This is a genomic window from Fontibacillus panacisegetis (assembly GCF_900102215.1).
GTDB classification, from domain to species: domain Bacteria; phylum Bacillota; class Bacilli; order Paenibacillales; family Paenibacillaceae; genus Fontibacillus; species Fontibacillus panacisegetis.
Genome location: NZ_FNBG01000014.1, coordinates 25,887 through 40,275 on the forward strand (window position 1 = coordinate 25,887; position 14,389 = coordinate 40,275).

The window sequence follows — 14,389 nt, forward strand, 5'->3', positions numbered from 1 at the left end:
ATTATTGCTTGTCAGCACTTTTATAGAAAATGTTAACACCCACGGAGTGGAACTCTATTCCGCTTACTTCAGGCTTAATCAATACGGCATTCCCTTTTTGATACACAGGGAAAATAACCGCTTGATCCATCACGATGCCCTCCGCCTTTTTCAAAGCCTCCCATCTTTCTTCAGGCTTGCTGGCGAGGTCACCCTTGCTTGCTCTGTTAACCAGCTCGTCATACTCTTTGTTTTCCCAAGCTCCATAGTTGTTAGGGCTTCCGGTAGTCCACATATCCAGATAGGTCATTGGATCGGCATAGTCCGGTCCCCATCTTGTGAGTCCAACCTCGTAGTCTCCTTGCTGCATCAGCTCAACCCGATTTTTCTTCGGCTGGGATTTAAGAGTAAAGGTTACGCCTGGGAGCGTGCTTTCGACTTCAGATTGAATAAATTGTGCAACAAGTGTTGCCGATTCTGTATCTTCAAACAGTAATTCCAGATTGATTGAACTAATGCCTAGATCAGCTTTTGCTTTTTCCCAATACTTCAATGCTTCTTCCTTATTAGTAGAAGGGTATGTTTCGGCTGTCTCTCTATAGTCCTTACCATCAGGGCCGGTTGCCAACAAAGTAGGAACAGCAAAGTCAGCTTTTATAGAACCATCCTTCAAAATGTCATTAACAATAGCTTCTTTATCATAGGCTAAGGAGAGCGCCTTACGTAGATTCAAGTTTTCTAAGCCTGCGACCTTTTGGTTAGGAGAAAGATACCATAAGTAACCTGCAACAATGTTGTGATACTCGGGACTGTCTTGATAGTTCACGATTTGTTCGCCGGAGAGCATGATATAGTCGAGGTCGCCGTTTTCATAGGCCAGGATCGATTGTTGAGTGTCTTTGATAACTTGATAATTCAAGCCGTCCAGCTTAATGCTGTCAGCAGCAAAATAGTCAGGGTTCTTTTCCAGATAAAATGTAGTGCCGCCAACTTCCCAGGTTTTCATTTTAAAAGGACCGTTAGCCAGCAATGCATCGGATGTCAAAGCGTATTCTGCGCCTTTTTCATTATAAAAGGCTTCGTTGATAGGGTAGAAGGAGGGGAATGCCATGAGGGAATTAAAGAAAGCGACCGGACGGTCAAGCTCGACTACGAGTGTTTTTTCATCGACTGCTTTTACACCAAGTTCTTCGATCCCTTTCTCACCTGCGACAATAGCGTCGGCATTCTTCACGCCTGCTACGCCCATGATGAAGCTGTATTCACTGGCAGTTTCTGGGTTCACCAGACGTTTCCATGCAAATTCAAAGTCATTAGCGGTAACGGGTGTTCCATTTGACCACTTCGCATCGCGGATGGTGAAGGTATATTTCGTGCCATCATCGCTAAGGTCGACTTTTTCTGCTATAGCAAGCTGAGGTACGCCATCGGCGTCAATGGTATAGAGTCCTTCAATGGTTGCAGCAATAACTTCAAATGATAGACCATCCGTTGCGATCGCGGAGTCCATAGACGCTAATTCTACATCCTTGCCAAGATTAAGTACCTTTGCTTTAGTATCGCTTGTGGTGTTATTTGATGGAGTTGTGTTTTCTGTTGTTGCGGGTGTGTTTGGCGTAGCAGATTTAGAACAGCCTGCAATTAAAAAAATAATGGAGAAGATGGCGAAAGCTAACTTAACGTTTCTCAAAAAAATCCCCCCTCGTTAGTGATAAATAAAAGGTGAAAACGACCCAATCCCAAATTGAATTTCTCCAACCTTTTTTCTGAATTATACAAATCAAGTAATTATATGTCAATAAACCTTACAACAATATTTGAAGTTAATGTTATATTACTAGCATATATTAGATTATATGAAAGTTTTATCTATAAAATAGGTGGAATTTATCGTTTTGATGTTAGAATATATAACATTAAATAGGTTTTGGGAATTGTGGGACAGATTACTCACACCCACCAGTGTAAAATATGATGTTCCTCGAATAGGTACGTATTGGTTTTTGTTTTTTGATTACGCGAGGCATGTGTTAGAATAGGGAAAGGAGTAAGCTTAAGGACGAGGTGTCTAATGGATAAATTAATTCTAATTGATGGAAATAGCATCATTTATCGGGCGTTTTTCGCTATGCCGCCGCTTACCAATTCAAGCGGATTGCATACGAATGCTGTGTACGGATTCACAAATATGTTGCTTCGTTTAATTCAAGAGGAGAAACCAACTCATATATTAGTTGCATTTGATGCAGGCAAGGTTACGTTCCGCCATGAGGGTTACCAAGAATACAAGGGTGGACGTGACAAGACTCCGCCAGAACTGTCGGAACAATTCCCGCTTATGCGCGAATTGCTTGAAAGCTTCGGAATCTCCTGGTTTGAACTCGCGGGATATGAGGCGGATGACATCATTGGTACGCTCAGCAAGCAAGGTGAGGATTCCGGACGTGAAGTGCTTGTTGTTACGGGTGATAAGGATATGCTTCAGGTGGTCAGTGACAAGGTTACGGTGGCATTGACGCGTAAAGGAATCAGTGAGGTTGAACCTTACGGCCCTAAGGAGATTGAAGAAAAATACGGCTTAAGTCCTTTGCAGATTATCGATCTAAAAGGGTTAATGGGCGATGCTTCGGATAACATTCCCGGAGTGCCGGGGATTGGAGAGAAAACTGCGCTGAAGCTGCTGCATCAGTTCGGTTCAGTTGAGGAAGTGCTTGCACGTACGGATGAATTAAAAGGTAAGATGAAGGAAAATCTCGTCAATCACTCCGATGATGCTGTCATGAGTAAACGGCTGGCTACTATTTTCCGCGAAGTACCCGTTGAACGGTCTTGGGAGGATATGACTTTTAACGGCATTCAAGGCGATACAGCTGCTCCTATGCTGCGCAAACTGGAGTTTAAATCGCTTATAGAACGTTTGTCACTAATAAGTGGCGATGGCAATAATGAAAATGATGGAAGCAATGAAAAGGATCAAGCTGCGGCTGCATCTGAGGTAGAAGTTACTGTTGTTGATTCTGAATCTGTATCTGAATTAAACGAATTGCTGCCGACGATCGAGAGTATGTATTTGGAATCGTATGGGGAAAACCCGCATCATGCAAACATTATGGGGTTGATTCTATCTACAGGAGAGCGTCATTTTTACCTTTCAGATCAGTTCTTGTTGGATAAATCCCAAGCAGAGGCTGTTATCAAATGGCTTGGTGACGGCAACTATCCAAAACGTGGATATGATTTGCATCGCACGGATTTGGTATTGCATTGGCATGGCATCCCGTTTGCGGGGGCAAGTCATGATATCGAGCTTGCGGCCTACCTGCTGGATCCGACGAACAATGATCAGACAGTGAGTGCACTGGCGGAGAAATACGGACTTGCTCATGTGGCTTCTGATGATGATGTATATGGCAAAGGAGCAAAATTCAAGGTTCCTGATACGGGAACTTTGAGCAAGCATCTTGCTCATAAAATTGAAGCTATCACCAAAATAATTCCGCTGCAGCAGGGCGATTTGAAAAAGAACGAGATGAATGCTCTTTTCTTTGATCTGGAAATGCCGCTATCTCGAATTCTGGCGGATATGGAGAAGCAAGGTGTGTCCGTAGATCGTGAGTCACTAGTTGAGCTTGGCAAGGAATTTGAAGTGCAAATCAATAAGCTGGTTTCACAGATTTATGATATAGCAGGCCAGGAATTTAATTTGAATTCACCGAAGCAGTTAGGCGAAATTTTGTTTGATAAGCTTGGAATGCCCGTCGTTAAGAAGACGAAAACAGGTTATTCTACAGATGCAGAAGTGCTGGAGAAGCTTGCTCCGTACAATCCGATTGTCCAATACATTCTGGAATATCGTCAGCTTGCCAAACTTCAGTCCACTTATGTGGAAGGTCTGCTCAAAGAAATTCGACCTGAGACTGGAAAGGTTCATACTTATTTCCGTCAGACGGTTGCAGCAACCGGAAGGCTCAGCAGTCAGTTTCCTAACTTGCAGAACATTCCGATTCGACTTGAGGAAGGCCGGAAGATTCGTAAAGTATTTGTTCCATCTGAAGAAGGCTGGTTTATGCTGGCAGCTGACTACTCTCAGATTGAGCTGCGTGTATTAGCAGACATTTCCGGAGATAAGGGTCTTCAGGAAGCTTTTTTACATGATATGGATATTCACACCAAAACGGCGATGAAAGTATTTGGTGTATCGGCTGAGGATGTTGATTCCAATATGCGTCGTTCTGCCAAGGCGGTAAACTTCGGTATTGTATACGGTATTAGTGATTATGGTCTGTCACAAAACCTGAACATCACTCGTAAAGAGGCAGCCAAGTTTATTGACCAATATTTTGAGGCCTTTCAGGGTGTCCGTGAGTATATGGACAGCATCGTGAAGGAAGCGAGACGTGACGGGTACGTGAAGACGCTTCTGGAGCGTAGAAGATATTTGCCGGAAATTAATGCGTCGAACTTCAATTTGCGTTCTTTTGCAGAACGTACTGCAATGAATACACCTATTCAAGGCACGGCGGCGGATATTATTAAGCTCGCTATGGTGCTGATGGATAAGGCGTTATACGATCATCAACTAAAGAGTCGTATGCTCCTTCAGGTGCACGATGAATTGGTATTTGAGGTTCCGCCCGAGGAACTGGAGCTTATGACTAAGCTTGTTCCGGAAACGATGGAGAAGGCGTTGTCGCTTTCGGTTCCGCTTAAATCGGAAGTCAGCAGCGGCGTGAATTGGTATGAGACCAAGTAGAATAGAACAGCATGGGAATAAGCGAGGTGAATTGAACAATGCCCGAATTACCTGAGGTAGAGACGGTTAGAAGGACATTAACCGAGCTCATTGTCGGGAAACAAATTGAATCTGTGACTGTGTCATTGCCGAGAATTATTCAGCGTCCAGATGATATTCGGAGATTTGAAACTGAGCTTATGGGACATCACATTCAGGCTGTTGGCCGCAGAGGAAAATTTTTGCTGATTATTATGGATGGACTTGTCCTCGTTTCTCATTTGCGAATGGAAGGCCGTTACGGAGTATATGATCGCAGTGAGCCTGCCGAGAAACATACACATGTCATTTTTCATTTTACCGATGGTACAGATTTAAGATATAGGGATGTTCGGCAATTCGGTACGATGCATTTATTTCGGGCCGGGGATGAATTTAACAATAAACCGCTGATGAAGCTGGGGCTTGAGCCGCTTGAGGAATCTTTTACTGTTGAAGCTTTTCGTGAAGTGATGTCCAAGCGTACTACCAAGATCAAGCCCGCGCTGCTCAATCAGGAATATATCGTAGGGCTTGGGAATATTTATGTGGATGAAGCGCTGTTTGAGGCGGGAATTCATCCTGAGCATCCGGCGAATACGCTTACTGAAGATGAGCTTCATCGGCTGCACGAAGCAATTGTAAATACGTTGGCTCATGCGGTAGAGGCGGGTGGTTCCTCCATCAAATCCTATGTTAATGGACAAGGTGAAATGGGGATGTTCCAGCATTCTCTGAAGGTATATGGACGAAAGGGAGAATCTTGCGTAGTATGTGGTTATCCCATAGAGAAAACTGTTGTTGGTGGGCGTGGAACTCATTTCTGCCCTGCTTGCCAGCCGCTGATATGGACAAGTCATGACAAGTCTAAATCAATAAGCCGTAAAATTTCTGGAAATAGAAAAAAGACTTCTCCACGCGGTGCAAATGACGGAAGCGGGGTGAAAGGATGAATATAGGTTTGACCGGAGGGATTGCGGCAGGTAAAAGTACGGTTTCACAGATGCTGGTGAATCGTGGAGCAGCCCTGATTGATGCAGATGTTGTCGCAAGGGAAATTATGGAGCCCGGACATCCCGTGCTTCAAAGGGTGGTTGAGCGCTTTGGGCAGGAAGTGCTGCATGAGGACGGTACTCTTGATCGCAAAAAACTGGGGTCAATCGTTTTCTCTGATCCAACGCAGCGAAAAGCGCTCGAAGAGATAACTCATCCGGCAATTCGTAGTGAAATGCGCGAAGCTATGAGCCGGCTTGAAGCCGAGAATCCGAGGCGTCTTGTCATTGCGGATATTCCACTTCTATATGAATCCGGACTTGAAAATCTGTATGAAGAAATTATGGTTGTTTATGTACCAAGAGAGATTCAGCTTGATCGCCTTATGCAGCGGGATGGGCTTAGTTTATCTGGAGCAGAAGCTAGATTAAGCGCTCAGATGGACATCGAGCTTAAGAAGCAGAGAGCGGATATTGTTATTGATAACAGTTATGGATTTAACGAGACAGAACGCCAAATCGATGAATTTTGGCGAAACAAGGGCCTCTCATGAAGTGGCTGCAGAAAAAACGTGTGCTGCTTCTGTTGTTCTTAGGTTTTCTCGTTATTATCTTTTTTAATTCATCCTGGCTTTCGTTATTTTATCCGATCCATTACAAAGAAGAAATTAAGTATCATGCATCCAATAATGACCTCGATCCGTTGATGGTTGCAGCAATCATCAAGGTTGAGAGTAACTTTAAGACAGGCTCGGAATCGAAAAAAGGTGCTCTTGGCGTTATGCAGATCATGCCGGATACGGCAAAATGGGTCATTTTAAAGGCTAAATTTGAAGATATTCCTCTTGAAAAGGTAAAAGGGGAGACGGGCGCGAATATTCAGATTGGTACTTGGTATCTAAAATCGTTGTCTGATCAGTTTGAAGGGAATCCAATCGCCATGATTGCTGCTTACAATGCGGGTCCGACGAATGTGAAAAACTGGATTAAGAGCGGCAGATGGGATGGAAGCCTGGAGAAATCGAATGATATTCCATTTGGCGAGACCCGGCATTATGTGAAAAGAGTGTCTCATTATTATGAGCAATATCAAAACATTTATGAGAACCTTTAAGTAAAGGAGTATTGACAACAGGGGTTGTCAATACTCCTCGATTGATCGGTTATTTATATTGACCCGCTAATTGTTGTTCGGCTAAAGTAACCAAACGTTTAGTAATATAACCACCGATCGAACCGTTTTCATAAGAAGTCAAGTTGCCTGCATATCCGTCTTGTGGGAAAGCGATACCTAGCTCTTGAGCAACTTCATATTTCATTTGCTCTAGCGCACCGGAAGCTTGTCTAACTACCAAATTGTTTGTATTGCTGAATCCATTGCCATTGGTGTTTTGGCTCATACTGTTCACCTCCTTGTGGTTGGTAACAGTATTATGTGTCATGAAGTCGAACTTCATTACGAAATTCGGAAGTAATATTTTGGTACTTTTTACATGGCTATAATATTGAATAAATAAAGGAGGGCTTCACGCTTGAGATGTCCGTATTGTGATTATTTTGGGACTAAGGTGCTGGATTCAAGACCTGCTAACGAGAATCGCTCTATTCGCCGCCGCAGGGAATGTGAGAAATGCAGCCGCCGCTTCACTACATTCGAGATGGTTGAGGAAATGCCGCTCATTGTAATTAAAAAGGACGGAAGTCGTGAGGAATTTAGTCGTGAGAAAATGCTCCGCGGCTTGATCCGCGCTTGTGAGAAGCGGCCCGTATCCGTTGACCAGCTGGAATCCATCGTGTCTGAGGTTGAACGCTCGCTTCGTCAGTCTGCAAATGCAGAAGTAGAGAGTCGTGGAATTGGAGAACTGGTGATGGAGCAGCTTTATCCCGTTGATGAAGTTGCTTACGTACGTTTTGCATCCGTTTACCGTCAGTTTAAAGATATCAATATGTTTATGAAAGAACTGACAGGCTTATTGTCCAAAGGCCCTCAGGATAACTAATGAAGATGATGCAACTTTAAAAATAACAATTGATTTCAGTCCGATAAGATGTGCAAATTCCTGCAAATGTGCAGTTAATACTCAGCAGAAATAACGAAAAGTAGCAAAAGCCTGCAAAAGTGCAGGAATAACTTATCATATTGTTTATTCAAAGCATAATTAAGTTGAATTCCTGCACTATTGCAGGGATTGTGAACTTGAAGACTAGTTAGAACCAAAAGCCTGCACATATGCAGGAATTCACCAAGCTTTGACTCGACGGATTTGATGAATACGATGAATGTCGATGAACCTAAGAACATGACTGAACTTAAAAATCAAAACGAAGGACCGTCCAAATGGGCGGTCCTTCGTTTTAATTAGTATACATCGATAGTGGCTGTAGCGTGAACTCCGTTATAGGTGACCGTAAGGGTTGTCTGACCCCTTTTCAATCCAATAATGTTACCTTCTTGATCTACAATAGCTATCGAAGGATCGCTTGTACTGTAGCTACTGGAAATCGTAACATTGGTAATCTGATCAACTTCCTCGTAGGTTACGACAAGATCGATGGGTTGTCCGATATTGACACTGTATTCGGTATCATCTAGCCGCAGACCTGTAAATATGTTGATTACGTTTACAGTTGCTTGTGCTTCTATACCGTTCCATGTAGCGCGAATCTGTGTTTTGCCTGGTTGTAGTCCAGTAATATTACCTAATTCATCAATGGATACAACAGAATCATCATATGAAGCGAAAATAGCTTGGTACGTAACATCTGTAGCCGTTGATCCATTATGAGCAGTTACAACAGTGTCCAGTGTCTGCCCAACGGTTAGAGTGTACTGTGTAGAATCAAAACTTAGATTTTCTTCTCCAGGTATAGAACCACCCTCATTAAATTTTAGTAATTTACCATTCGCTATAACAGCAGCACCTCCATCCGTTGTAGTGATGACTTGTTTAATATTATCTATAGATTGGGACCATTGGATATTTCCATTTGTATCAGTTCTGTATAAGCCCTCTGTGGTTCCAAAATAATAGCCATTGTCGACTGTTGTTACTATAGATTTTAATTGACCGCCAAATGATAACGTTTGTTGGAAGGTTTCATTGTTATAGGCATCATTCTTAACCAAGACTACTTCATTCGTTGCATTTGTACCTGCAATGGAATATCCACCATCTGCTTCAGCAACGATATCTCCGACATAAGAAAGATTCGGGTAGTTGTTACTCCATGAGATCGTTTTCGTTGAATCTAGTCTCCATACTTGAAGCTTGTCATCAATAGAACCAATGACTAAATAATTGTTACTTCCCAATTCCTCGATGTTATTAGCGCTAATAAATGGACCCCGAGGTCCGGCACTACCTAATGAAGTTTGCCACTCTGTAGAGTGATTTGAAATTAGTTTACCTACACTTGCGCTGCTAAATCCTACATTTAGGCTCTCCATAGAACTAACATACAAATATGATCCGTCGTTTATTTGCTTAATATCATTTATTGAACCGTAAGCACCTGCATTTTCTTCAACTGTCCATTCGACAGATCCATTAACATTAATTTTTGCAAAGAAATAATCTCTGTATCGCCAATGGGTTTGTGAAGTAATAGCACCACCTAGTATATATCCACCATCAATTGTAGAATCAGCAGAAATCAGCTCTATTAATTTTCCGCTACTACCTCTTAGCTCTAAGCTTGTATCCCAGTTCGTATGTCCATTTGCATCTGTCTTGGCTAAGTAAATAAAATTGTTGTCCATATTAGTTCCAACTAACGAATAGCCCTCTGCAGTTTCTTTAACATGAATCAGATCAATATTTCCGTAATTTTTTTCCCATTCGAGGTTAGAGTTTTCCTCTGCTGCAGCCCAACCGGTTGGGAGAGTGAACAATAGTAATGCTGATACTAATGCTACGAATAACCATTGCCTTGGTAATGCTTGTCGTTTGTACATAATTTTCCTCCAATAATTTGATTTGGCCAATCAATGATTAGACTCGTAAAACAACTGGAAGTTTCGTTATTTATTACATTAATTTATATAATAAGGAAAATAATATAAGTAATTACGTCTTGTCGTGAGGTTATGTATTTTTTACATTGCGTTAACAAAAGTAAAACACGGATTTGATATTTGAGCTCTATAATCAATTTTGTACAAACAAAAGAGGGGGAAACTAGAACAATGAAGAAAAGTTTGATGCTTGTATTAACTCTGATTTTGACATTTACACTGGCAGCATGTGGTCAAAGCAACACGAGCAGCAATAAGTCAAATGAAGGTAGCCAAGAGGGTACTAATGGAGGAAACGCTGCTGCGTCCGAGTTGTCTGGTTCTATTTTGGCAGTAGGTTCGTCTGCACTTCAACCATTGGTGGATCAAGCATCCAAAAAATTCATGGATCTGAATCCTAAAGTTTCTATTCAAGTTCAAGGCGGAGGCAGTGGAACTGGTTTGACTCAAGTATCTGGAGGACAAGCTGATATCGGTAACTCTGATGTGTTTGCAGAAGAGAAGCTTGATGCTGGTCCTGCGGCAGAGCTTGTAGATCATCAAGTAGCCGTAGTTGCTATGGCAGCTGTTATTAATCCTGACGTGAATGTTGATAATTTAACAAAAGATCAATTGGTCAAAATTTTTACCGGCGAAGTTAAAAATTGGAGCGAAGTTGGCGGACCGGATCAAGCTATCCAAATCGTTAACAGACCTGCAAGCTCCGGTACACGGGCCACTTTTGAAAAATATGCATTAGGAACAAAAACTGACGATCTTGAAGGTTCGATTCAAGAAGATTCTTCCGGTACTGTTAAAAAGCTTGTAGGCGAAACTCCCGGGGCAATCGGTTATCTTGCATTATCTTACCTCGATGATTCCGTCAAGGTTGTTAAATATGATGGAGTAGAAGCTACTGAAGAAAATGTAGCGAACGGTACTTATCCGGTATGGGCTTACGAGCATATGTACACTAAAGGTGAGCCAAATGACGTTGTCAAAGCATTCCTTGAGTTCATGGCGTCTGATGAAGTACAAAACAAGGACGTAGTAGAACTCGGCTACATTCCAGTAAGCAAGATGGAAGTTACACGCGATCTGGACGGGAATATTACTAAATAAATGATCGCCAACATCATATCAGCAAGGTTAGAGGCGGAGCATTCTGCCTCTTTCTGTGCTGTGTAAAGGGAGAGGTTTCATGATTCAATCCGGTGAGAAGCCAAAAGTAAAGAAACATATAATAGAAGAGTGGACAGGTAAAATCGTCACTTCTTTATGTATAGTGCTTTTGGTGGTGACCATTTTTTCGATGGTCTATTTTGTGGCGACTAAAGGCTTAAGTTCATTTTTTAAGGATGGCATCAATTTAGGAGAAGTACTTGGAGGATCAAAATGGAAGCCGGAAGGCGAACCTCCTATGTTTGGAGCTCTGCCGTTTATAATCGGTTCATTTAGCACTTCCATTCTTGCAGCACTAATTGCCGCTCCCCTTGGCATTTGTGCCGCGTTGCTAATGGTTGAGATTTTGCCGAAATTCGGTAGAAAATATTTGCAACCAGCAATCGAGTTGTTAGCAGGTATTCCTTCCGTAGTCTACGGTTTTGTTGGCCTAAGTGTAATTGTTCCATTGTATAGAGATCTGTTTCCGGGTCAGGGGCTTGGTATTGCTGCAGGAGCAAGCGTACTGTCTATCATGATTCTGCCGACGATTACTTCGATTGCTACAGATGCACTTGCTGCTCTCCCGGCTGGACTAAAGGAAGGATCGTATGCGTTAGGTGCTACTCGTTGGCAAACTTTGTATCGTACAGTACTGCCAACAACAATGCCATCTTTGTTAACCGGTGTTGTGCTCGGTATGGCTCGGGCTTTTGGTGAAGCACTTGCTGTGCAAATGGTTATCGGTAATGCGCCGCATATTCCAAACTCGCTGTTTGAGTCTACGTCTACATTAACAAGTGTAATTACGTTAAGTATGGGCAACACCGTTATGGGATCGATGCAAAATAACGTATTGTGGACACTTGCTCTTATTCTAATGATGATGACCTTTGTCTTTGTCTTTATTGTTCGGTGGCTGGAAAGGAGAGCTCAACGATGAGTGCAAAAACAGCAGATAAAATCGCTACGGCCGTCATTATAACGTTAGCCGGATTTATAGTTCTCGTTATGCTGGGCTTGCTTGGATTTATATTGGTGAGAGGTTTGGGCCATATCAGCTGGGACTTTCTGACTTCAGCGCCTGAGACAATTAAGGAAGGCGGGGGGATTGGTCCTCAGCTTTTTAACTCACTCTTTTTGCTTGTATTAACCTTAATTATTACAGTTCCTCTCGGTTTGGGTGCGGGCATCTACATGAGCGAATATGCCAAGCCGGGAAAAGTCACAGATTTTATTCGTTTGATCGTTGAAGTATTGTCTTCTTTCCCTTCCATTGTAGTAGGTTTGTTCGGTTTACTCGTTTTTGTTAATGTGTTTGGTTTTGGTTTCTCGTTGTTCTCCGGTGCACTTGCGCTGACTGTATTTAACTTACCGCTTATGGTCCGTATTACAGAGCAAGGGTTGGCAAGTGTTCCTCAGGCACAGAAGGAAGCGAGTCTGGCTTTGGGCTTGTCCAAATGGAAAACGATCAAATCGATTATGTTGCCGATTGCGACGCCGATCATTCTTACAGGAACTATTTTGGCTGCAGGCCGTGTGTTTGGTGAGGCTGCAGCGCTATTGTTTACAGCGGGTATGAGTAGTCCAAGACTGGATTTCTCAGATTGGAATCCACTTAGCCCGATGTCTCCGCTGAACCCGTTCCGTCCGGCTGAGACACTAGCTGTACACATTTGGAAGATTAATTCCGAGGGATTGGCACCGGATGCACCGGAAATTGCGGCAGGAGCTTCAGCAGTGCTGATTTTGATGGTCCTGGTCTTTAATCTTCTGGCGCGCTTTATCGGTCGCCTCATCCACAAGAAATTTACGGCTACGAAATAGGAGGTCTACCATGCAAAATGTAGCATTGTCGACAAAAGATTTGAACGTGTTCTATGGGGAAAAGCAAGCCGTTAAAAATATATCGCTTGATTTTGCTTCCAGGGAGGTAACGGCCTTGATCGGACCTTCCGGTTGTGGTAAATCAACGTTTCTGCGGAGCTTGAACCGGATGAATGATTTAATTAGCGGAGCAAAAATTACAGGCGATATCTGGATCGGTGATCAAAATATTAATGATCAGAAAACAGACGTAGTGCTTCTGCGGCAAAAGATCGGGATGGTGTGGCAGCGTCCGAACCCGTTCCATAAATCGATCTATGAGAACATTGCATTTGGTCCACGTTATCACGGCATTCGTGACAAGAAGAAGCTGGATCAAATCGTGGAGGATTCGTTAACAAAGGCTGCTCTGTGGGATGAAACGAAGGACAGACTGAATCGCTCAGCATTGTCATTGTCTGGTGGGCAACAGCAGCGTCTATGTATTGCTAGATCGATTGCCGTAAGTCCAAGCATTATCTTGATGGATGAACCTGCATCGGCGTTGGACCCAATCTCCAGTGCAAAGGTTGAAGAGCTGATCGCGGATCTAAAGCGTGAATACTCCATCATTATCGTCACTCATAATATGCAGCAGGCGGCTCGTGTTTCGCAAAAAACTGCATTTTTCTTGATGGGTGAAGTTGTAGAGTATGATGATACTAGTAAAATATTTACGAATCCGTCAGAAAAGCGTACCGATGATTATATTTCGGGTAGATTCGGATAACACGATATGAGAACAATAAAAAAGAGCAGCAGAACAAGATGATCACACAATCTTGTCCTGCTGCTCTTATTTTTTCTACGAAATGCTGCCTGGATTAGTAAGAGAGATAATTGGAACTTATTGATGGATAGAGTAAAATAAAGAAATGATGAAGGTCGGAGGCACGTAGCATGTAGAGGACAAACAGCGGCGACTGGAGCAATTGTCCCTGATTGAATCATTAAATGATCAATCGGATCTATCAGGATCTATGAGTGAGGCCCAAGCGTAAATTGACAAAAAAATAAGACTCTGAGGAGTCGAATTCAGCAGTCTTATCTCTAATACTATATATTTTGCTATTGGGTTAAGTATAAAGCAGCGTAATTACGAGCAGTTCATACAGGACCAGAGGCAAAATTACATTGTTGTAGTAATATTGGTTGTATAGTAGTCCACGCGGCTGAGGATAACCTCCATAAGGCTGATGAGAATAACCGTAACCACCATGTCCTCCTTGTGGATTCGAGACGATAAGGAAGATGAAAGGACCTTCTGCATGGGAAATGATTCCTTCATAAATCATACCGTCAATCGTTTGTATCCGAACGTGGCGATTCTTGTAGTCTCTTCCCACTTTATGAAGCTGATGTCGTGCATCTTTGATCGTTTGCGTCACGTTGGGTCTTGCTTGATAAATCACTTGACTCTGATTTCCTAATAGTGCCATTTCTCTAAAACCTCCACCTGACCTGTATTTGCCTTCTGCGTTATCGTATGCAAATTCATTTGGGGAGGTGCCTAAGGGCAAAGAGAATTGCCATCGCCTTAAATACAGGTATAATATTCATTTGTAATGGAATGACCAGGTAATAGCTTGGTACATACTAAATTAAAGTATAGAGTCATAAGACAGA

At 42.7% G+C, this 14,389-nt stretch carries 13 protein-coding genes; 9 read left to right on the plus strand and 4 right to left on the minus strand.

The window, feature by feature from the left end; translation table 11 throughout:
- Position 1: 1 nt before the first annotated feature.
- Positions 2 to 1,669, minus strand: coding sequence for a peptide ABC transporter substrate-binding protein (locus tag BLS49_RS12880; protein WP_217640063.1), 1,668 nt, complete (start codon positions 1,667 to 1,669; stop codon positions 2 to 4).
- Positions 1,670 to 2,050: 381 nt separating this feature from the next.
- Between BLS49_RS12880 and polA the strand changes: the two genes are divergently transcribed.
- The 4 genes from polA to BLS49_RS12900 are packed head-to-tail and all read left to right on the plus strand — an operon-like array spanning position 2,051 to position 6,856.
- A complete protein-coding gene (gene polA, locus BLS49_RS12885) occupies positions 2,051 to 4,732 on the plus strand; it encodes a DNA polymerase I (RefSeq protein ID WP_091230851.1) in 2,682 nt (893 codons plus the stop codon).
- A 38-nt stretch (positions 4,733 to 4,770) separates the two neighbouring features.
- Positions 4,771 to 5,703 carry a DNA-formamidopyrimidine glycosylase gene (gene mutM / locus BLS49_RS12890; RefSeq protein ID WP_091230854.1) on the plus strand — a complete coding sequence of 311 codons (933 nt, stop codon included), beginning with the start codon at positions 4,771 to 4,773 and terminating at the stop codon, positions 5,701 to 5,703.
- Entirely contained in the window at positions 5,700 to 6,296 is a 597-nt protein-coding gene (gene coaE, locus BLS49_RS12895; RefSeq protein WP_091230857.1) for a dephospho-CoA kinase, read from the plus strand. Before mutM ends, coaE begins: the two co-directional genes overlap by 4 nt.
- On the plus strand, positions 6,293 to 6,856 hold the full coding sequence (locus BLS49_RS12900) for a lytic transglycosylase domain-containing protein (RefSeq protein ID WP_091230860.1): 564 nt from the start codon (positions 6,293 to 6,295) through the stop codon (positions 6,854 to 6,856). The genes coaE and BLS49_RS12900 overlap by 4 nt, the downstream gene beginning before the upstream one ends.
- A gap of 49 nt (positions 6,857 to 6,905) precedes the next feature.
- Here BLS49_RS12900 and BLS49_RS12905 read toward each other — a convergent pair whose 3' ends face one another.
- A complete protein-coding gene (locus BLS49_RS12905; RefSeq protein ID WP_091230863.1) occupies positions 6,906 to 7,142 on the minus strand; it encodes an alpha/beta-type small acid-soluble spore protein in 237 nt (78 codons plus the stop codon).
- A gap of 132 nt (positions 7,143 to 7,274) precedes the next feature.
- Between BLS49_RS12905 and nrdR the strand changes: the two genes are divergently transcribed.
- On the plus strand, positions 7,275 to 7,742 hold the full coding sequence (gene nrdR, locus BLS49_RS12910) for a transcriptional regulator NrdR (protein WP_091230867.1): 468 nt from the start codon (positions 7,275 to 7,277) through the stop codon (positions 7,740 to 7,742).
- A 359-nt stretch (positions 7,743 to 8,101) separates the two neighbouring features.
- On the opposite strand, the gene BLS49_RS12915 is transcribed toward nrdR, so the two are convergent.
- Complete coding sequence (locus tag BLS49_RS12915; RefSeq protein ID WP_091230871.1) at positions 8,102 to 9,697, minus strand: Ig-like domain-containing protein; 1,596 nt, start codon at positions 9,695 to 9,697, stop codon at positions 8,102 to 8,104.
- 231 nt (positions 9,698 to 9,928) lie between these two features.
- Here BLS49_RS12915 and BLS49_RS12920 point away from each other — a divergent pair, with 231 nt between their 5' ends.
- The 4 genes from BLS49_RS12920 (at position 9,929) to pstB (ending at position 13,493) form a co-directional block, all read left to right on the plus strand.
- Positions 9,929 to 10,858, plus strand: coding sequence for a phosphate ABC transporter substrate-binding protein PstS family protein (locus BLS49_RS12920; protein WP_091230874.1), 930 nt, complete (start codon positions 9,929 to 9,931; stop codon positions 10,856 to 10,858).
- Between the two features lie 79 nt (positions 10,859 to 10,937).
- Positions 10,938 to 11,840, plus strand: a complete 903-nt coding sequence (gene pstC / locus BLS49_RS12925; protein WP_091230877.1) for a phosphate ABC transporter permease subunit PstC — start codon at positions 10,938 to 10,940, stop codon at positions 11,838 to 11,840.
- Positions 11,837 to 12,724 carry a phosphate ABC transporter permease PstA gene (pstA, locus tag BLS49_RS12930; protein WP_091230880.1) on the plus strand — a complete coding sequence of 296 codons (888 nt, stop codon included), beginning with the start codon at positions 11,837 to 11,839 and terminating at the stop codon, positions 12,722 to 12,724. Before pstC ends, pstA begins: the two co-directional genes overlap by 4 nt.
- Positions 12,725 to 12,734: 10 nt before the next feature.
- Positions 12,735 to 13,493 carry a phosphate ABC transporter ATP-binding protein PstB gene (gene pstB, locus BLS49_RS12935; RefSeq protein ID WP_091230883.1) on the plus strand — a complete coding sequence of 253 codons (759 nt, stop codon included), beginning with the start codon at positions 12,735 to 12,737 and terminating at the stop codon, positions 13,491 to 13,493.
- Positions 13,494 to 13,839: 346 nt separating this feature from the next.
- On the opposite strand, the gene BLS49_RS12940 is transcribed toward pstB, so the two are convergent.
- Positions 13,840 to 14,202, minus strand: coding sequence for a hypothetical protein (locus tag BLS49_RS12940; RefSeq protein WP_091230885.1), 363 nt, complete (start codon positions 14,200 to 14,202; stop codon positions 13,840 to 13,842).
- Positions 14,203 to 14,389: the final 187 nt, after the last annotated feature.